Consider the following 20,992-nt stretch of genomic DNA (forward strand, 5'->3'; position numbering starts at 1 on the left):
GGCACGGCTGGGACGGAAGTCGCTGTCGTTCTCAAAATCGGTGGAGCTGCATGACAAAGTCATCGGGCATTATCTGAACATAAAACACTATCAATAAGTTGGAGTCATTACAGGAGAACTCTTCCTGGCTGGTTGCTCTCTGTGATTTCATTTTTGCACGCTTCAGGCAGTGCTGTATCCGTCTCTGGATACAGATCCGATCATCTTCCTGCAGGTAGTTCAGCAGCAATTCCTGCCAGCGTGCAGCGGCTCTGCGCCATAATCCCCGCTGTTCGAGCTCTTCAGCTTTTTTATCAGTAATCATATTCATCTCTGCTCTGGTCGGTCATGCTTTCTTCCCGGTATGTTATAGTTATTAAGATACTTTTGTCCCTGTTCTGTTCCGGAGTGAACATGATTTTTGTCTGTTCTGTTGTACTGGCTGACAAGGCATTCACCCTGCAGTTTGCCGGGAAAATGCTGTCCCTTTCTGCAGGAGATGTGCTTCTGATTGATGATACTGATCGTGAGGATTTTCAGCCTCATGCTGCGCATATCACTGAGGTGCGGCTGGATGAAAATATCATCCGCAGATATCTGGAGAGTTGTGGCGGCAACCGGGAGGCCGACAACACGGTTTCTTCTGGTTTCATCAGAGTGGCCTTTGCTCATCCTGCGTTGTTGCGTGACGTTATGCATCATCTGAATTCGGGAGGATTTGTTCATCCCGGATTTTCCGAGCAGATGTTTTTTTCCTGCATTGCTGTCTTTGCATCAAAAAAAGGCTTTCTTCCTTTGTTGCTGGGCGGAATGCTTTCTGTGGCCGGGAGAGTGAGGCATATCATCTGTACTGACCTTTCACGCCAGTGGAAGCTGCGGGATGTCAGCAGTCGTTTGTATATGAGTGAAAGTCAGCTGAAAAAGAAACTGAAGGAAGAAGGATGTTCGTTCACCGGAGTGCTTCTGGATGTGAGAATGGGCTATGCACGCCGTCTGTTACAGGCCCGTCTGCCGGTCAACAGGGTGGCCGCGCAGTGTGGTTATGTAAGCACATCTTATTTTATCTGCGTGTTCAGGGAATGTTTTGGCGTCACGCCTCACCGGATGCTGGCGCTTCAGGAGCACGGGCAGCATAAAAGTGAATGCTGAGTTTGAATTATTCTGAAGAACGGCGGGCATTTTATGGAAACGGCACATTTCCGTGTCTCTGTGGTCATTCCCGATTGCTGTTGACGCATCGCCACTCACCGGAAATGTGCCGGAATATTTTAATCGTTCTTCACCGTCTGTGAAGGTCCTGTGCTTACATTGCTGAGCGGAAAATGGCCTCAATTTCCTCCTGTGTAGCCTGAATCGGGTTTGTCAGACCACATGCATCCTTCAGGGCATTAGCGGCCAGAACAGGGATATCCTCTTCTCTGACGTTCAGGGCTTTCAGACTGGATTTGCCCCTATATTTCCAGACACCTGTTATCACTTAACCCATTACTGGCCTGCTGCCGCAGATATTCCCGTGGTGAGCGATAACCCAGTGCACTATGCGGATGCCATTCGTTATAATGCTCGAACGCCTCTGCAAGGTTCTTTGCTGCCGTTAACCCGTCTGGTTTAGGCATGATACTGATGTAGTCACGCTTTATCGTTTTCACGAAGCTCTCTGCTATGCCGTTACTCTCCGGACTCCGCACCGCCGTGTTCTTCGGTTCAAGCCCCAACATCCGGGCAAACTGCCGTGTTTCATTAGCCCGGTAGCATGAACCATTATCCGTCAGCCACTCTACTGGAGACGCCGGAAGCTCGTTGCCGAAGCGGCGTTCCACCGCTCCCAGCATTACGTCCTGTACTGTTTCACTGTCGAAGCCGCCCGTAGTGACTGCCCAGTGCAGTGCCTCACGGTCATAGCAGTCCAGCGCGAACGTGACTCGCAGTTTTTCTCCGTTATCACAGCGGAACTCGAACCCGTCAGAGCACCATCGTTGATTGCTTTCTTTCACGGCCACTTTGCCAGTATGTGCCCGTTTCGATGGCGGTACAGCGGTTTTTCGCTCAAGCAACAGCGCATTCTGGCGCATGATCCGGTAAACACGTTTGGCATTGATCGCAGGCATACCATCAAGTTCGGCCTGTCTGCGAAGCAGCGCCCATACCCGACGATAACCATACGTGGGCAGCTCTCCGATAACATGGTGTATACGGAGAAGCACATCCGTATCATCTGAGTGACGGCTGCGGCGACCATCTTTCCAGTCATCGGTTCGTCTGAGAATTACGTGCAACTGCGCACGCGACACCCGGAGACAACGGCTGACTAAGCTTACTCCCCATCCCCGGGCAATAAGGGCGCGTGCGCTATCCACTTTTTTGCACGCCCGTATTCAACGGCTTCTTTAAGGAGTTCATTTTCCATCGTTTTTTTGCCGAGCAGGCGCTGGAGTTCTTTAATCTGCTTCATGGCAGCAGCAAGTTCAGAGGCAGGAACGACCTGCTCTCCTGCGGCCACAGCAGTAAGACTTCCCTCCTGGTATTGCTTGCGCCAGAGAAATAACTGGCTGGCTGCCACACCGTGTTGCCGGGCAACAAGGGAGACCGTCATTCCCGGTTCAAAACTCTGCTGAACAATAGCGATCTTTTCCTGTGTAGTACGCCGTCTGCGTTTCTCCGGTCCTAAGACATCAATCATCTGCTCTCCAATGACTAGTCTAAAAACTAGTATTAAGACTATCACTTATTTAAGTGATATTGGTTGTCTGGAGATTCAGGGGGCCAGGTGCTGCCTCAGATTCAGGTTATGCCGCTCAATTCGCTGCGTATATCGCTTGCTGATTACGTGCAGCTTTCCCTTCAGGCGGGATTCATACAGCGGCCAGCCATCCGTCATCCATATCACCACGTCAAAGGGTGACAGCAGGCTCATAAGACGCCCCAGCGTCGCCATAGTGCGTTCACCGAATACGTGCGCAACAACCGTCTTCCGGAGCCTGTCATATGCGTAAAACAGCCAGCGCTGGCGCGATTTAGCCCCGACGTATCCCCACTGTTCGTCCATTTCCGCGCAGACGATGACGTCACTGCCCGGCTGTATGCGCGAGGTTACCGACTGCGGCCTGAGTTTTTTAAGTGACGTAAAATCGTGTTGAGGCCAACGCCCATAATGCGGGCGGTTGCCCGGCATCCAACGCCATTCATGGCCATATCAATGATTTTCTGGTGCGTACCGGGTTGAGAAGCGGTGTAAGTGAACTGCAGTTGCCATGTTTTACGGCAGTGAGAGCAGAGATAGCGCTGATGTCCGGCGGTGCTTTTGCCGTTACGCACCACCCCGTCAGTAGCTGAACAGGAGGGACAGCTGATAGAAACAGAAGCCACTGGAGCACCTCAAAAACACCATCATACACTAAATCAGTAAGTTGGCAGCATCACCCTGGATATCAAAGTTTATAGTCAACTACTTTGATGTTTTAGTCTTCCCTGACTCGCATAAACTCTACTTCTCGAACCGCCCAGTGCGCCCCCACATGCCGGGTGGGGTGGCAGGGGCGCCGCTTTGTGCTGCCCCCTATACTGATCAATCGTTAGCATAAGGTTTCAGTGGCTGCGGCGGTAAATCCATGTCACCCTGCCATCCGGCGGCGGAATAACGTACATAGAGCAGGAAATGGCTGGGCGCGTAATCTTTCGCCTGCTGGATATCAATTGCCGTACCGACAAACCAGTTGGATGTGACGCGACGCTCAAGTAATGCCCGCGCCGTATAGCCAAAGCCCTGACTGCTGCCGCCATCGTTGGATTGCCGCGCATCTTCTTCCTGCCAGTCAGTCGGGATCAGATTCATCAGCGGATAACGCGGCATGGTTTTGGTGCGTGAATGCGACCACGAGCCAGACGCCCCCAGCTCCCACGACCAGTTTTCCGTGCGCTCCCGCCACATCACCGGTATGGCAAACGACAGGTATTCCTGCGGACTGTAGTAACCGCCCTGACCGAGTGAGTAGCCACTCAGATCTTTGTCGTAATGCCAGATCATGTTGTTCAGGCCGATTGTGACGCGGCGATTGTTCTGGTTAATGACCTTATAGTAATAGCCCGTCATCCAGCGCACGCGCCAGTTATCTTCGACATTTTTACCGGTTAACTGGTCGCCACTAAGCGATGCCCAGACGCCGTTTGCTTCACCTTTATCGTAGCTCAGGCTTAGCCCCACGCCGTCCGCACGCACACCGCCCCATTTTTTCCCGGTATTACTCGGAGAGTCTTTTTGCCCACCAAAGGCCAGCAAAGAACTGGAGATGGGCCGACGGTGGGCGTTAACGGTGTAACCCAGCGGCCCGATATCATCGCTGTAACTGATGCCGCCGACCACATCCACCACGTTGAAGCCCATCGGCGTGGTGCCGATATCCCAGCTCCAGACGTCATTTCGCCAGCCGACCGCCACGCTGGCACCGGAATCCGACTGGCTGCGGTTGCCGCTACAGTCCTGTAATGTACAGGTGCCCCAGTTGTCATCCCATTTGCCATCGGCATTCGTGGAGAAACTGCCGACGTTCATATTGACGAAATCACTGCGAAAGAACATCCGCCCGTCAGAATACGGCGCGTCCACCTGCAACATAGTGGTGTGCGCTTTCAGATCGGAGTAACCACCGGTGCCGCTCGATCCCCAATAATCATGCTCAAGGGTGACGTTAAGATCCTGCTGGCGATAGAGGTCCGCCGCATCGCTGCGCACGCCGCGTTTCAGCCAGTCATCTTTCTCGTCGTTACGGGTCAGTCGGGTAAAGGTGTCGTTATCCTGCGGACGCGTCGTAGTCACACCGGATGCGACCATAGCGTCTTTGTAGGTTTCCAGCGCCTGCTTTGGATCGCCCGCCTGCGCTTCAAACTTCGCACCGTCGCGCAGCACCATCGCGCTTTCCATCGACGGTGGCTGAGATTTTGCCTGCGGGATCAACTTATTAAACGTCTGCTGCGCCGCTGCGGTATCTCCAAGCTGCGCCTGTGCCAGCGCCACGCGCCGCTGTGTGTTCAGCGAGGCGTTATCGGTAGCGGGCAGTTTCGCCAGCTGGCTACGTGCTGCCGCTGTGTCACCGGCAGCAATATCCACTTCCGTCAGCCCCAGAATGGCATCGGCGTTAGTTGGCTCCCGCGTCAGGACATTCTGATATGCAGCGCGGGCGGCGGTGTAATCACGTCGCTGCTGCGCCCAGTCAGCCAGCGTGAGGTCAATACGCGTGGAGGGCGGTTGCTGGCGCAGCATCGCTTCCGCTTCAGCTTCTTTGCCGCTTTCTCGCAGGCGATTAGCGGTTTCCAGCACCTGATCGCTTTGCAGGCGATTAACCAGCTCCTGAATATTGTTGTTCCACTGCGCGCGCGGCAGGCTGTTGATATGCGCCAGCGCCGCTCTGTCCTGGTCATGACCAGAGAGATACAGCCCGTAAGCGTAAACCTGCTCCGGGTCATTCGGCTTCTGCTGCGCCAGATTGCGCATTAACGTATCAGCCTGGCTGCGTTGTCCGGCCTGCCAGAGATCCTGCGAAAGTCGGTAAGTAATCCATACGCTGCCGGGGTCCAGCGCCAGTCGTTGCCGCTGAAGTGCTGCCGCCTGCGCCCATTTGCCCTGGTTTTCCAGTGCCTCTGCCTGCTGTGCCAGACGGTCGTTTTGCAGGCTGCGTTCGATATCATCAATGCTGCGCCGCTGGCTGGCAGAGAGCGAGGCGATAAACGCTTCAGCTTTTTCTGGCGACTGCTGGCGATAAATATTCGCCAGCCCGCGCACGGCGTTAGTGTTGCCGCTGTCCATCCGCAGGGTCTGCTGATAATAGCGTTCAGCGGCGGGGTAATCTTTGCGCGCCATCGCCACATCGCCCAGCCCCAGCACTGCATAACTGTCGGTGTTATCGACATTACGCGCCTGCTGGAACAGGCGTTCTGCCCGGTCAGGATTATTGGCTTTCAGCGCAGCATCGCCCTGCTGGATCGCCAGCCAGTAGCGGTTTACTTTCAGCAGACTGTTCCATTTGTCGTTGTTGCTGCTGTGCGGGTCCAGTGCGAGGGCTTTTTCCAGATTCGCCACTGCATTGGCGCGATCGCCTTTCTGTGAATATGCCTGGCCCAGCGCCCCCAGAGCCTCACTGTCTTTCGGGTTCGCCCGCACTGCCTGTTGTAGTTCGGGAATGGCTTTACCCGCCATACCAGAGTCCACCGCCGCTAAACCTTGCGCACGAGCGCGGAAAGCAGGGTCGGCCAGCTGTTTTTGCTGTTCTGCCAGTTGCGATTGTGCAGCCGCCACGCTATCGCCATCGCTAAAGATCGAAAGATATTTTTTCAGCGCCGACACACTGGCATCGCTGACGGGCATGTCTTTAATCTGCCCGTACCAGATTTTAGAGGCCCCCTCGCGTCCGGCGTTCGATTTCGCCATTTGTTCCAGAACGGCAAAGCCTTCGTCACGCCGATCGCTACTAAACAGCAATAGCGCCAGATTGTTTTGCAGGCCCGTGTTGCCTGGTGCATCCGCATTGATGCGTTTTAACTGATTGATCGCTTCGCCACGGCGAGCCGGAATTTTCGCCACCGTACTCCAGTACTCGACAGCAATGTCACCTTCCGGCGGCGCACCGTTGAACAGTTTGTTGTAACTCGCCACAGCTTCTTCCGCATGACCGGTAGTCGCCTGCAATCTTGCCTGTTGCAGTGCCTGACGACCATCCGGCGTGGAAAGTAGCATCGTAGTCCGCGACGATTTATACGCATTTGAACTCGGCGCTAACTGCGACAGCCGATCGAGCTGTTTTTGCGCGCCATCAATATCGCCCTGACGTAACAAAGAACGGAAACGGGCGGCAACGACGTCCGGGTTATTCGGATCAATAAGTTCCAGCCGATATAACGACTGTTGCACCAGATCTTCACGATGGGTCGCTTCACCTAACCGAACTTGCTCCAGCAACTGTTGCTGAGCGGTTGGTGCTGCCTCGACCATCGGCATGACGGCCAGACCGAGGGAAAGTGTGAATATGTTTAGTGTGAATTTGCGCATTCCTGGCCCCAGTCAGGTAATAACTCACCTTTTGTCGAGAAGAGAAAACCGTGTTGATCCCTGCCTTGTCCAAATAAGGACAGTATATAATTGTAATAAGTATTTCTGCATGGAAAGTCATTGCTCATTTGCTCAAGTATCTCCATTTTTTAAACTGTGTAGCCACCTCTCTTTTGTTCGGGGCACTTGCATATAGAAAATTATTTAGTCCCGCTACATTTACATTTTCTGTCTACTCTTCAGTAAAATTGATATCCTCCAATTAGTGGAACATATACTTTTCGATAAGTGAGTCGCTGATGATTCCAATTTATTGATAATGATTTATTGTCAGATAATGCCCTTGTCATCCGATGACACCTGTTTTGATAACGACAGCGTGTTCCCGTGCGATACAGGCAACAGATATTCTTGGTGGTGAAGTCTGTTTAACCATTTGAGGTTTATACTCATTTAAAAATATCCTACTGTTCTTACCCACCGTATCGACGTAGTACCCTCTGCACCAGAACGCCCTGTTCCTGTATTTGAATTTCAAATAACCAAACTGCTCGTAAAGCATCAGACTGCTTTTCCCTTTCAGATATCCCATAAAGCCGGATACGCTCATTTTGGGCGGAATCTCCACAAGCATATGGATATAATCTGCACAGCATTCAGCTTCCAGAATCCGTACGCTTTTCCACTCACACAGCTTTCTCAAAATACTGCCTGTTGCTCTACGCTTCTCTCTGTAGAACACCTGTCTTCGGTATTTTGGCACAAAAACTATGTGATATTTACAGTTGCATCGGGTGTACCTAAGCTCTTTTCGTTCCCCATTGGGCCCCCCTTTTGATTTCTTGTTTGACACTTGCAGTTGCCAGACCGCAAGGTGTTTTAACAAATCAAAAGGGGTTTTAATAACTGGCTCAAAGCTGAAAGCTTTCCGGAACCCCCTGCTAGGCTGGGGGGGGTCTGTGCATCGAGTAGGAGGCGGGATTACTCCCGCCGTCCTCTCACACCACCGTACGTGCGGTTCCGCATACGGCGGTTCATGTTAACTCTGGAACTGCCTCTGCTGTTCCAGCAGTGATATCAGACCCAGCCTCCTGAACCACGCATTCTTTATCGCCTGATTCATATGGCTGGCCCCCGAGTTCCACCATGGCCCGTGGTTGTTGTACGCTGAGATCATCGCCCTGTCCTTACTCAGCCCCGCTCTTTGCAGGTTCTTCGTCCGGGTTCCCGGTCTCTTCCACTGCCGCCACAACAGGCACCGCAGTTTCCGTTTGATCCAGCCATCCAGTTCTTCCAGCACTCCTCTAACTTCCGTCAGCCTGAAGTAGCTTATCCATCCACGCAGCACTGGCGTCAGGACATTGATTGTCGCTTTCACTGATTTGCTCCGGTTTCCCGTGGTCAGACTGCGGACTTTCTCCTTCAGCCTGTTCACGCTCGTCAGGGCTATTTTCAGCTTCGCCTGTTTGTGCCATGTCACACTGTACCCAAGGAACCTCCGCTCCCACGGGCGCGCCACCGCGCTCTTCTTCTCATTCACCTTCAGCTTCAGTTTGTTCTCCACAAACCCCCTGATTTCATCCAGCAGATGTTCGCCCGCTTTCCGGCTGCTTACATAGATGTTGCAGTCGTCTGCGTAGCGGCAGAAGCTGTGTCCACGTCGCTCCAGTTCTTTATCCAGTTCATCCAGCAGGATGTTCGACAGTAACGGCGACAGCGGGCCACCCTGCGGCATGCCCTCCTGCCGTTTCTCCCTTTGCCCGTCTTTAACCATTTCCGATTTCAGGTAGCGGCGTATCAGTCTCAGCACCCGCCTGTCCTTTATCGTTCTGGCCAGACGCGTCATCAGGAGTCTGTGAGCCACCCGGTCAAAGAACTTCTCCAGATCCATATCCACCACCCACCATTTGCCGCTCCGTATGTAACGCTGTGCCTGTTGCACCGCCTGCCATGCGCTGCGCCCCGGCCGGAAGCCGTAGCTGGAGTCTGAGAAGCTTTTATCCACGATGGCGCTTAACTGCTGCGCTATCGCCTGCTGGATAAGCCTGTCCAACACCGTCGGGATGCCTAAAGTTCTCACGCCGCCATCCGGCTTCGGGATGTCCATTCTGCGTATGGCCCGCGGCTGGTAATTTCCGTCAGTCAATGCCTGCCTGACGCTGGGCCTGTTCTTCTTCAGCGACGGTTTCAACTCCACCACGCGCTGATATGCCAACATCAGGTTTTCTCTCGTTATCACCGCTTCCGTTGTCAGCGGCACTTCCGCTTTCGTTTGCCCATCCGACGCCGTGCTGGTTTCAGTGCCATCATGCAGCCCTGACGAATACCGTCCGTCTCCTCTGCCGCTGGCCGCAGTTGCCTGCGCTTGTGCTTCATTAATCATCATCGGGTTCGAATGTCCTAATCACGGTTAATCATGTTCAGCCCTTCGCGCTGCCGGTTTTGCAGCACTACTACGGCGTCGGCTGACTTCTGTCGCCCCATGCCGGCGCCTCACGACGCCGGTAGCACACTGGCAGAGCGGCAGATATCCCGGGGTAATTCGCGCGACTTTCCTGCTTATGCCTGTCGGCTGTACGTCACAGCGTTCCGTGTGAGTATCGAGCTTTGGTGATTTGTGCCACCTTACCCCGCTGTGCCGCCTTAACCGCTTCCTGTTCGTCAGGCCAGCATTTTGCATCCGGCTTCCTTCAGATTTCACCTCGCGATGAACACCCTTGCCTTCCGCTAAAACTTCCCCTCACCGGGTGTGTGAAGGACTTTCACCTCTTAGTCGTTCTTGAGCCACCATAGTTGAAGAACAGCGCCAGTCACGGCGCTACGCGCCATGCCCGGCGCACACAATAAAGCTCCGTCTAAGTTAGACGGAGCTCTAACCAGTCTGTAAGGATCTGTATTACAGACCACGCTGACTTTACGCTTACTTACATCCCTGTTCTATGGGAACAGAGAAAGGGGGCTCTGGCAGAGGAAATGCTCAGTTGGCTGTATCACCCCGTTTGTTGATGTGAACGAGCGAACGTTTACTGAAGCCGTCACGTTCGCTAACTAAGCTGTATCGGCGGCGAAGCAGTAATGGGTTAAGTGATAACTGATGACTAGAATAGTGCTTCCAATCCAAGAAATATCTTATTTCTTCTGCTTCAAATTCAAACGGTGACGGCTGATAATACGCAGTATTCGCCACAATACCCAGGCGAGTAGCATCACACTACTCGCTGCCATCACGGCCAGTAAAACAGGATGATTCGCCAGGGTATACTGCAACCGCTCATGCCATGGCAAATGACCAACATAGTAAATATCGCCCGACCGCAGGCTTTCAATGCCTGAATCACGAATAATCGCCAACGAGCCAGATATCCCGGCGCGTTTTGCGCTGTCATTCAGAGCATTATTAAGCAACTGATAATCCTGAGCATTCTTTGCCAGTAACGCCACAACACTGCGCTTTTCGTGCCACGGTGACTCAAATCCTGTCACCATTGCCATCGCAGCGGAGGAGCTAAGCACTGTCTGAGTTTGTTTAAGTACAATATTGTTATCGTCTTTCAGATTCTCCGGGAGCGCGCCAATAAGCAAAATATCAGCATCTCTGCGTTCAATAGCGCGACTATCCTCCGTTATTGTGAGATTGATAGCAGGAAAACCAGTGTGTGCTCCGATTAACGCAACCGTATTTAACAGCGTGGACACCGGTGCTTCGTCTGGAGCTTTTGGCATCAGAACGAGCGTTTCTGAGAGATCCGCCATCCGGCTGAACGGAAATCCCGTGTGTGCAAACACCCGTAAATCTGGCATTGCCAAAAAGTGATGGTACTTAGAGAAATCGATCGTCGAGTCATCAGCAATTACCGCATGATTCTCAATCATCCGATAATTCATACAGCTCTTATCTGCCTGTTCTGGCAGTGCATTTTTAAACTCAAAGTTAAAATGCAGACGATTAGTTTCCCCTGGTTTTAACGCAGATGCGGGTACTTCTGGATGATCATCGAGTAATTCTTGTAATAGCGGTAAACGCAACACCAGACGTTGTGCATGGTCGTTCAAGGGTACGGATTGCAGAAACTGGTTGTTCAGGCTGATATCCATCTGCGCTCCATCGACCACCGGCGGAGCGGTGTAACGATATTTAAGGTGCATGTCGATACCAGTGTTGCGCAATAAAAAGAGATCTGGCGGTAAATTCAGTGCCACATCAATTGCCGCAGAATCCACGCCACTGGACTGTAACTGCCCTTCCCAGGTTTTCAGTTCGGCAAACGTAACCGGACGATCAGTACGTACCCAATTTGGCGCATCATATGGCTTTCGTGCTGCCAGCTGTTTGACATCTTTAACGACCACCCTTTCGCCACGGAATAATATATTGCCCTGAGCAATCCCCTTCGCCGCCATCAGTAGATCCTGATCATCACGCCCCAGGAGCAGCAATAATTTATGTTGCGGATAAGCAGGATGCGTCATCATTCCGACCACTGGTGCATCTACTGCCGGGTAATTGTTGAGGAAGTCCGGGCGATTATCGTTAGTGGCAAAAACGATAGCATTACTGGATGGTAGCTGATTGTAATGAACAGGAAATTGTTGCCCACGCCAGGCGGAGCGTGAGCCAAACCATGAGGCAACAATCGCGGCTGCCTGCTGCTGTTCACTGGCAGGTGATCCGGCAAATACCATCGGTATAATTGTGGGCCTCTCATCATGGGAATCGAAAAACGGTATCGGGAAAAAAGCTAAGTCGTTCTGTAGGGGAATTTTTTGCCAGCGCAACTCCAGGCCACTATTCCCTGAAACGTCCACCCACAGGCTACTGTTGGTCGGGTTCTCACAAACTTGTCGATAATGGCCAACGAACTCCACTCGCACACGGTTGAAGTCCTTCATATACAGTGGGTTAAGCGTTACACTGGCATAGGCTTTTTTTCCCAGTTGCGCCGATGTAATCGGCAATACATCCATCAACTCATCATTGAGATAGATTTTGAGTTGCGACTGAACAGGCAATAGTGAAGGCGATGGCGTATATTCAAGGTTAAGCAACGCTTTTGTTGCTACCTCATCACTACGCATTCCGAACTCAATGGTGCCATGCGGATTTACCCCATTGAGTTTCATTTTTCCCAATGGAGATATTTGCGCAAAAGCGAGTGTTACCTCGCGTGAAATTTCATCCTGAGTAGAAGAGCTACTCGCTGTTGACGGTGTAGAAGCTGTCGCTGGCATTAATGTTATTCCCATTGCCAGAGCATAGATACAAAACAGTTTTTTTAGCATTATCAGAAATCTTAAAACTAATTACAGTGAAGATATTTTATGAACGCAGAAGAAATTAAATAGTCATTTCTTCTTCATCGGAGAAATTAAAAACAATAAGAACTGGTAATAACCTTTTAGAGAAATCCAGCAAATAGTCAAAAAGCTTTTTAAAATCTTGTCGCCAGGAAGACTATTATGCCAGTCGCTCCAGAGATTATCTCTCGAAAAAGTTGCCCGTACATAATCGATATGTTGTTTATGCGTCATCGGCAGTATTTTCAAACCAATTTTATTTTTAAACGCGTGAACAATTTCAACAGGGATCGCGCACTCCTCATCACCAGTATGTAAATATAAGGTCATAGGTTTATTTTTTTCGATATTCTGATTATCCACCCCACCATGAAGTGTGATACCTAATCCTCCCTCAGAAAAATCGATTACCGAACAAGGTTGCCGTGTGCCATTCGTTAGCAACAAGTGACCACTAAACTCGACCTCAATACGCGGCGAAACACGCACTTGCTTTTGCTCAATAGAAACTGCCAGCGTTGCGCCAATGATAATAGTGTTATATGCCAGCCACATTAAACATATTGTGTTTAACAGTGCCGCTTCACCATTTAACTCACTAACCTGAATAATGCCTGTTATCAGAGCACATAGATTCAAAAGAGCAAAAATAACATATGGGTATGAGATCTGCCAGTCCACATATTTATTGGCGATCAATCCACCTTTTGCAGTGACATTAAAACGCCCTTTCGCCGGGGAAATTAGTGCCACCAGTGTCGGTAGCGTAATATACCAGGCCAGCACCATCTCATAAATTTCATTCCAGAACGAATGGCGGTACTTACCCTGAATCCGTGAATTAATCAATACCACAATAAACAGATACGGCAAAACATAAGACATAATATCGGTGACAGTAGCATCGATAAGCCCTACGGAGAAAAAAATGGGGCACAGTGGTGCACAAAGAAAAATTAGTCGTGGTACTCCTGATAAAAAATGCATCATGCTGCTGAGATAACACAGACGCTGAGATAGTTGCAGACCTTTTCCCAATAACGGGTTGTCGATACGTAAAATCTGGGTCATGCCGCGCGCCCAACGTATGCGTTGCCCGATATGTGCCGATAATGTTTCAGTTGCAAGGCCAGCAGCTAATGGATAGCGCAAATACGCTGAACTGTAGCCAAGACGATGCAAACGCAGAGATGTATGCGCATCTTCTGTCACCGTTTCGACGGCAATCCCACCAATTTCATCCAACGGTTTACGACGGATAACCGCGCAAGAGCCACAGAAGAACGAGGCATTCCACGTATCAGTACCATTTTGAATCAAACCATAAAATAAATGACCTTCATTAGGTTTCTGACGAAATCTCCCTAAATTCCTTTCAAAAGGATCGGGAGAAAAAAAATGGTGTGGTGTCTGCATCATCGCCAGTTTTTCATCGGCTAAAAACCAGCCCATCGTTCGCTGCAAAAAAGATACCGAAGGAATATGGTCACAATCAAAAATAGCGACAAATTCACTCTTCGCCAGCTTCAACGCATGATTAATATTTCCTGCTTTCGCGTGTTCATGAGTGCTTCTGGCTACATAACGAATTCCTGTTTCCTCGGCAAAACGGCGAAACGCTTCTCTCCCTCCGTCATCTAATAACCAGATAGTGATTTTATCTTCTGGCCAGTTCATCGCTAATGCACCATAAACAGTGTTTTTCACCACTGACAACGGCTCATTATAGGTTGGAATAAAAATATCCACTGATGGCCTGAGTATTGGATCTGCAGGTAATGGTAAAATCTCGCGGTCAAGTGGAAAACAAACTTGAAAATAGCCAAGCAGTAACACAACCCACGCATAGACTTCAGCACTCAGTAAAATTAATGAGAAGAAAATATCGGGATATTTATTCCATACTAAGGTTGTTGAAATTCGCCAAAAAATATAACGAGATGAGATAAGAATACCAACTCCCATAAGAAAAAGCGTTATAAACTTTCCTTTACGAAAATTGATTAGTAGAACAGTGAGGCACATAATGGAAGAAAATAACGTTTGTTGATAAAACGTTAGCGGTTGCTCAATTAGCGAGGAAAAAATAATAAAAAGAGTTAAGATAGGTAGAGCAAGTAACTTATGATAAAGTAATTTTTTTTTAAAACTCATTTTTTCTGTCCTTGATTGTTAATATCTTTGTCTATAAGCGATAAACTTTCAGGTTGTCGTTGATTATAGGTTGGTTGTATTTACATGACTGTTGATTAGATATGTTTTAAAATTGTTAATGTTTGTCGCAAACAGTATTTACGGCTATAAATGATGCACTCTCACCTTACGAAATTATGACTTTTTAAAAGCAAAATAACAGGAAATGTAGACGGTAAATGCATGTCACACCCAGAAAATATAATGCATGATTTTGTTATATAAAAATGATATCACCAAACGAATGAAAAAATCATCATAAGTGATATCAAAGCAATCGACAGTAAATAATAAATGGTAATATTGAGTGTTTTTATGAGCTGTTTCATGTAGATGGGATGATTAAATGGTAAAAATATTATGTGTTATCATGATTATTTTACGGAACGTCACCTGATAAAACCCCAGCAAGATCATCCTGTGAAATTTATGTTACCCACGTCATATGGACACAGCCCTAAGCGAGGTTCTGGTTTTCAAATTGTTCCGGGCTGAGACCGCCGCACGCGCTATGGCGACACCAGCGATTGTAATCACACTCGATATAATTAAACACTGTCGTCCGCATTATTTCCTGGCTGGCAAAGCGTTCTCCGTGGATATACTCCACTTTCAACGAGAGAAAGAAGCGTTCAACACAGGTATTGTCATAGCAGCAGCTCTTTGCACTCATGCTCCCCCGCAGATTATGACGTTTCAGCAAAGTCTGATAATCAGCTTAACAGTACTGGCAACCACGGTCGGTATGAAAAATGACATTTTCCGGATATTTACGCCGCCAAAGCGCCATTTGCAGTGCATCGCAGGCAAGTTGTGCCGTCATACGCGGCAACATCGACCAGCCAATGACAGCTCGCGACCACAGATCAATCACCACCACCAGATACATCCAGCCTTCATCCGTACGTCAGTAGGTGATGTCACCTGCCCACTTCTGGTTTGGGCCGCTGGCGTAAAAATCCTGTTTCAGCAGATTCTCTGACACGGGCAAGCCGTGCTCATGGTAATAACTGACCGGACTGAACTTGCGGGTCGCTTTCGCCCGTAGTCCCTGACGACGCAGGCTGGCAGCAATAGTTTTGATATTGTATTCCGGCAATTCATCAGCAAGACGAGACGCACCATAACGTTGTTTTGCCTCAGTGAAACAGCAGCATCACAGATGAGCCGGAACTGCTGGCGCGGGCTTATTTGATGGCGACGCAGGAGCCAGGCATACCAGCCGCGCGGGCAACCCGCAGTACACGGCACATGGCTTGGACGCTGAACTCGCCCGATGTTTTTCGATAAAGACATACTTCATTTCAGGCGCTTCGCGAAGTATGTCACGGCCTTTTGGAGGATAGCTTGTTTCTCGTCCGTTCCGCCAGTTGCTGCTTACGACGGGCAATATCAACAGATATTTCCTGCTCACGTTCGCAAGAGGAATGTGAATTTTTCAGCTTTCTACGCCAGGTATAAAGCTGATATTCATACAGGTTGAGCTCGCGTGCAGCGGCGGCAACACCGATGCGTTCTGCAAGCTTCAGGGCTTCATTGCGAAATTCAGGTGTGTGTTGCTTACGGGGCTTTTTGCTGGCTGATACTGGTTTAGTCATGAGTCACCTCTGATTGAAAGTGTACTCACTTAGTCCCGTGTGTACTATTGGCGAGTAGGATCACAGAAGTGAGTATATCACCTCTGTTAAGGTGACCAAATTCAGTGTGCTACTTCAGGTGTCATTGCAACAACGTCCGGTGAAAAGGGGAAGATATCGCTCAGTTTCTTGCACAGCCGCTACTTGCTGACGTTGATGAGCGAACTAAAAAACGTCCTGAGCGTAGACAGCAATAACTTCTGGCTGCGTTCAGATATCACCGTGCATAAGATTGAACTGACGATGAAGTTGTTAATTGTCCGTATGGGAGTACAAGACTTTCGTTTCTCTGGTATCAGACAGAAGAATGTGAATTCCATTGTTGAGACTTTATTTCTGCTTTTCGCCTGCGAACTCAAAAGTTGGCAGTGCCGTACACCCGGCGTGGTGCATGGCATCTGGCCTGACATCACCTATAAACATCTCCAGTAATGGCTGAAAACCGATGCTATTTGACGCTACATGCCCGGCGAATGGGTCAGCGTCTGGCTGGTTGAACGGTCTGATGTCACCCACAAGCAGATACCTACTATTCTGTCAGCCTTACTGGAAGAAGAACTGAACCAGAATAGCGACAAACTCCATTTTACCCCATTGAAAATCGACCAAAAACTGGCAATCACTGGTAGTGATTTACCAGCTGCATATTCGCAACGGGTTATCAGCCGAATCGCTGAATGCCGGGGATGGATCGCCGGGCGGGCGTTGACTCCGGTAATGTTCCGCGCATACCTCAATGAGCAGCATTTACCGTTTTCATTGACCGAGGTCGAAATCGCGCCGCCGGAAGAGCTATCTACATGGGCTGGCGCGGATGCCTAACGCCTGACGATCACGGTTCAGCCACCCATCACCACATCAGGATAACCAGAAGGGAACTTGCTGAGCGGTTACTGGCAATTTCACCCTCAGGCTGAACTGGGAAAAGATTTACATCGACGCTGTGTAATGCAGAATTCGATTGCTCCCCTATTAAAAACAACTGGTGATTTTATAATCACCAATTTTAGTGTTACATGAATACATAAATATTCACAAGATAGTTAAAACTAAGATATTGTTATTTGTTTCTTACCTTTCTCTTTACTTTTATATAATCTTTCGTCTGCAAGCAACTTCATCTTGACATTATCATAATTGCACTCTTTTGAATTTGAAACGCCTATGCTGCAGGAGCATTCTAAACCACCAACATTAAAAGACACCACCTTATTCAAAATCTCAATCAAATCACATGCTTTACTCTTTCTGTATATAATTGCAAACTCATCGCCACCCAGTCTGTAAATATTCCCGCTTTCTTCAGGTAGTGAACTCTTTATCAAACAAACAACTCTCACTAACACTTCATCGCCAAACAAATGTCCCAGCGAGTCATTAATTTTTTTAAAACCATCAATATCAAAAAAACACAAAAAACCATTATTTTCACTCAAATACAATATATCGGCATCAAATTTTTTTCTGGTTGAGGCACGAGTTAACTCATCATACAAACTGTTCAGATAAAGCTCTCGTAGATATATAATTTCTGTCTTGCTGAACAGGGTGTTTTTAACAGGAGGATGAAAATTACTTTTCGAAAGTATGCTTTTTTTCTCACTATTTAAATCATCTAATAATTTATTAAAAACATATACGCAAGAAAAGTATAAAAGAAATGACAGTATCGCTGACGCAAACACCAGAAAAGAACAGGTTAAGATGAACTTCTTCTTAGAATATCCAAACTCAATCAACATATCTAAAACATGTGGATAGACTTCTGTAGATCTATATGTGCTATAAACTAAATTTTTAGTGTTAATTGGCGTTTTAACCATTTCTTTATTTTTGTAATATAGCGAAACAGAGACCCCTTCGCTTCCGCCAATCTTCTTTGAAAGTCTGTTTATAAAATCCCCTGGATTCATTAAGAATATTAATACTGAATCAATATTAGCTTGATACGCATAATAAATGTATTTTTCATTATGTATAGTTACCACCCCCATATCAGGGGCATCAATATGAATGATATTTTTAACCAATTCATTGCAAAATAAATCAACATTATCTTTTACGTTAATACAAGCACCACGGGTCAATAAGAATGGACCTATATCAAAAAAATAATCAGGTGCAGAATGCGCACTGTAACTTTCATGAAAAAAATTAATAAACTGTTCATTTGTCATATTTGCTTTACGGATAACATCCATTTCAATTAATCGCCTGTATTCAGATGTGTTATATAATGAAATACCAGAGTCAACCAATGTAGTGGCATATGAAGAAAGTTTTTCTTTGACAAAGCTGATGTATAAAAAAACAACCAGTGACGAAATGAGTAAAAAAAACAGAATAAAAACCAGCCTTAGATTTTTTTTATGCATGAACATGTTTATTTTTCCTGTTGTGGCAGGTTTGCTGTATCCCATTTACTGAAGGGCAACGGTTTTTGAAAAAAATAGCCCTGCACCTGAGTTACCCCCATCTTTTCCAATTCATTTACCTCAGAGAGTTTTTCAACGCCTTCGGCGATCACTGGTACATCTTCATCCTTAGCATATCTGGCTATAAATTTTACAATATTTCTGGTTTTGTCAAAAATACCTTCGGTTAGCTCATTATCTATTTTTATACAATCAGGTTTTATTTTATATAGTTTTTTTATATCCCCAAGCCCACAACCAAAATCATCTATAGCAATTTTTATGCCATTTTCCTTTAGTTTATAAATATTTTCATAAAAATATTCACTTTCTCCCTGAACAGGTGTTTCTGTAATTTCTATACATATACTGCTTGATCGAATTTTATATTTTTTAAGCGCATGCAATACTTTTTTATAAAAATACTCTTCATTAAGTTGTAACGGTGATACATTTATGTGCAGGATGATGTCTTTAAAAATATTATAAAATTTACAGAATTCAGAGAAATCCTTTATAGATTTAACAATGATATAATCTCCCAGTTCCTTGATAAGTCCTGTTTTTTCTGCGATTGGTATGAATACTGATGGAGGGATCTCTCCTTTTTCCTTCGAATGCCAACGGCATAACGCTTCTGCACCAATTGTTTTTTTTGTACAAAGATTAACTATGGGTTGAAAAATAATATAAAACTCCTCATCCTTGATGGCATTTTTTATGTTTTCAAGGCACCATCTATTTTGATTCATTTTAACGTTATCTAGTTGTTCATATGTAAAAAAAACATCCTCTTCTCTGTTTGAAATATAATCACTTGCATTCACCATCATCTCAGTTATGAGATCAATACTTTTACCATTAAAGGAGTGTTGATATACAACTTTATGAATATAAACTTGTTTTCTTGATGTATTGAAAAATGGGATATCTAACAACTCAATATTTTTATAGAATACATCATTATTTTCAACGCATAAAATAATTATCATCGTTGGTGATAACAAGAGTACTTCACAGTCGCCATTAAAACCATCTGCAATGTTTTTATGAAACAATGACAAAGAAGAGTCAAAATTTTTGGTCCCATATGCTTTTCGATGATTTTCAGTACCGTACAAACTTATTACTGCAGCTGAAACATATTCGTGTGAATTTATTTTAATAACGGATTTATCAATGATAAAATTATTATTGTTGTGACTTGTCATGTTTAATAAAGATTTTATTCTTGACTGATATTTATGTTGAATATTTTGAATAAGGCTTTTTAATTCAATTATTTCTCTTGTGTCACTTTTATTTATCTCAATAACTTCATTTTTATAGATACTCTCTGTCATTTCAACAATTTCATTAGAAATCGCATCAGAATAACGTAGTGAGTGTCTTATTAAGACAATAAACAACAACCATGAAAGCGGTATGCTTAACGCATAAAAAAGCACAAATAAAATGAAATATACATTTATGTTCTCAATAAACCCTAAATTATAGTGAAAGTAATGTATGTTAGTATCTGAAATACCATCAATTTTTTGATGCATTGCGTAATATGCATCAGGGTCTCTTGATATCTGGAAAATATTCTCACGATTTTTGTATATAACACTCGATGTTAAGTTTTTGCTGCCTCCAATAATAGCTCCATTAGAAGATATTAAATAAATATCCTCATTGGGATTTTCGATCATGGAAAGTTGATTGCTAAATTCATCAACATTCAAATTAAAATAAATTAAGTCAAATGCAAACTTATTTTTTTCTTCAGGCTGTGTTCTCTTTACAAATGATAAACAAGGGACTGTTTTATTTGCATAGCAACGGTACCATTTTGTCCAATACGTAGTATCATTCTCTGAATGGCTATACCAAGGACGCTCTTTATAATCAAAGCTCTCGTAAATAATTCTATTGCTTTTATATTCTTTAAGGGGGGCGGATTCAGATGTTTGATAATATACAGAAATATCACCATTATTTTCTTTGGCTACGTTAATAAATCCACCATCATTTAATATAATTCCAACCGAGAGTATCCCCGGTGTTTTTTCTATTCTATTGACTACTGATTTTATAATCTCATCTTTATCTTCCAGAAAATACAAGGAGTCTCTGAGAGAATCACTGTCTCTTGTAAATGATTTTAAATACCCCTTTGTTTTTTGGAGAACTATATTCATATGCGTTTCTGAATTCTTCTTGTTAATACGTTCATTAAGATCGTTAACAACTAAACACATACTTCCAACGTATGAAATAAAAAACAAAGAAAAATATATATTAAATTTTTTCTCTATGCTTTTAATTATACTTTTCATATAATACTCTTTCTAACCCCAGTGTATCAGTTGATTTTTTATTTCACGTCCTGTATTCAGGAAAAGATGATTGCATTTGAAATGCACTATTATATGGCATGCAAAAAATTAAAA

At 46.3% G+C, this 20,992-nt stretch carries 10 protein-coding genes and 7 pseudogenes; 4 read left to right on the plus strand and 13 right to left on the minus strand.

Annotated elements, in window-relative coordinates; genetic code table 11:
* A partial coding sequence (locus ACJHXB_RS22915; protein WP_000851394.1) for an IS1 family transposase occupies positions 1–97 on the plus strand: 97 nt, incomplete at its 5' end.
* A 48-nt stretch (positions 98–145) separates the two neighbouring features.
* Here the strand turns inward: ACJHXB_RS22915 and ACJHXB_RS22920 are convergent.
* Positions 146–310 (minus strand): annotated as a pseudogene (locus ACJHXB_RS22920) (PerC family transcriptional regulator); the annotation flags it as partial.
* Positions 311–393: 83 nt separating this feature from the next.
* On the opposite strand from ACJHXB_RS22920, the gene ACJHXB_RS22925 reads away from it, so the two are divergent.
* Positions 394–1,128, plus strand: a complete 735-nt coding sequence (locus tag ACJHXB_RS22925) for a helix-turn-helix domain-containing protein (protein WP_000578338.1) — start codon at positions 394–396, stop codon at positions 1,126–1,128.
* A 154-nt stretch (positions 1,129–1,282) separates the two neighbouring features.
* Here the strand turns inward: ACJHXB_RS22925 and ACJHXB_RS22930 are convergent.
* The 10 genes and pseudogenes from ACJHXB_RS22930 to ACJHXB_RS22975 all read right to left on the minus strand — a co-directional run.
* Positions 1,283–1,423: pseudogene (locus ACJHXB_RS22930) on the minus strand (L-threonine dehydrogenase); the annotation flags it as partial.
* Positions 1,424–1,430: 7 nt separating this feature from the next.
* A protein-coding gene (locus tag ACJHXB_RS22935; RefSeq protein WP_152921225.1) for an IS3 family transposase occupies positions 1,431–2,659 on the minus strand; the annotation gives its coding sequence in 2 pieces (ribosomal slippage) (positions 1,431–2,344 and positions 2,344–2,659; 1,230 coding nt in all).
* Between the two features lie 81 nt (positions 2,660–2,740).
* Positions 2,741–3,345: pseudogene (locus ACJHXB_RS22940) on the minus strand (IS1-like element IS1A family transposase); the annotation flags it as partial.
* Between the two features lie 199 nt (positions 3,346–3,544).
* On the minus strand, positions 3,545–7,018 hold the full coding sequence (gene bcsC / locus ACJHXB_RS22945) for a cellulose synthase complex outer membrane protein BcsC (RefSeq protein WP_205590602.1): 3,474 nt from the start codon (positions 7,016–7,018) through the stop codon (positions 3,545–3,547).
* A pseudogene (locus tag ACJHXB_RS22950) lies at positions 7,000–7,125 on the minus strand (endo-1,4-D-glucanase); the annotation flags it as partial. The gene bcsC and the pseudogene ACJHXB_RS22950, both read right to left, overlap by 19 nt.
* Before the next feature lie 239 nt (positions 7,126–7,364).
* Positions 7,365–7,871 carry an IS200/IS605 family transposase gene (gene tnpA / locus ACJHXB_RS22955; RefSeq protein WP_370923629.1) on the minus strand — a complete coding sequence of 169 codons (507 nt, stop codon included), beginning with the start codon at positions 7,869–7,871 and terminating at the stop codon, positions 7,365–7,367.
* Between the two features lie 186 nt (positions 7,872–8,057).
* The gene (gene ltrA / locus ACJHXB_RS22960; protein WP_059039599.1) at positions 8,058–9,404 is read right to left on the minus strand and encodes a group II intron reverse transcriptase/maturase; all 1,347 of its coding nucleotides are present in this window, start codon (positions 9,402–9,404) and stop codon (positions 8,058–8,060) included.
* Between the two features lie 743 nt (positions 9,405–10,147).
* Entirely contained in the window at positions 10,148–12,298 is a 2,151-nt protein-coding gene (gene bcsB / locus ACJHXB_RS22965; protein WP_074014782.1) for a cellulose biosynthesis cyclic di-GMP-binding regulatory protein BcsB, read from the minus strand.
* Positions 12,299–12,361: 63 nt separating this feature from the next.
* Entirely contained in the window at positions 12,362–14,467 is a 2,106-nt protein-coding gene (gene bcsA / locus ACJHXB_RS22970; RefSeq protein WP_074014783.1) for a UDP-forming cellulose synthase catalytic subunit, read from the minus strand.
* A gap of 496 nt (positions 14,468–14,963) precedes the next feature.
* A pseudogene (locus ACJHXB_RS22975) lies at positions 14,964–16,104 on the minus strand (IS3 family transposase).
* A gap of 124 nt (positions 16,105–16,228) precedes the next feature.
* On the opposite strand from ACJHXB_RS22975, the pseudogene ACJHXB_RS22980 reads away from it, so the two are divergent.
* Positions 16,229–16,469, plus strand: a pseudogene (locus ACJHXB_RS22980) (type II secretion system minor pseudopilin GspK); the annotation flags it as partial.
* Positions 16,453–17,118 (plus strand): annotated as a pseudogene (locus ACJHXB_RS22985) (type II secretion system protein GspL); the annotation flags it as partial. The pseudogenes ACJHXB_RS22980 and ACJHXB_RS22985, both read left to right, overlap by 17 nt.
* 74 nt (positions 17,119–17,192) lie before the next feature.
* Here ACJHXB_RS22985 and ACJHXB_RS22990 read toward each other — a convergent pair.
* On the minus strand, positions 17,193–18,524 hold the full coding sequence (locus tag ACJHXB_RS22990; protein ID WP_166510009.1) for a GGDEF domain-containing protein: 1,332 nt from the start codon (positions 18,522–18,524) through the stop codon (positions 17,193–17,195).
* 2 nt (positions 18,525–18,526) lie between these two features.
* Complete coding sequence (locus tag ACJHXB_RS22995) at positions 18,527–20,878, minus strand: EAL domain-containing protein (protein WP_410233537.1); 2,352 nt, start codon at positions 20,876–20,878, stop codon at positions 18,527–18,529.
* Positions 20,879–20,992 lie beyond the last annotated feature (114 nt).

The sequence above is a fragment of the Escherichia sp. WS3227_2 genome (assembly GCF_046486495.1).
GTDB classification, from domain to species: domain Bacteria; phylum Pseudomonadota; class Gammaproteobacteria; order Enterobacterales; family Enterobacteriaceae; genus Escherichia; species Escherichia coli.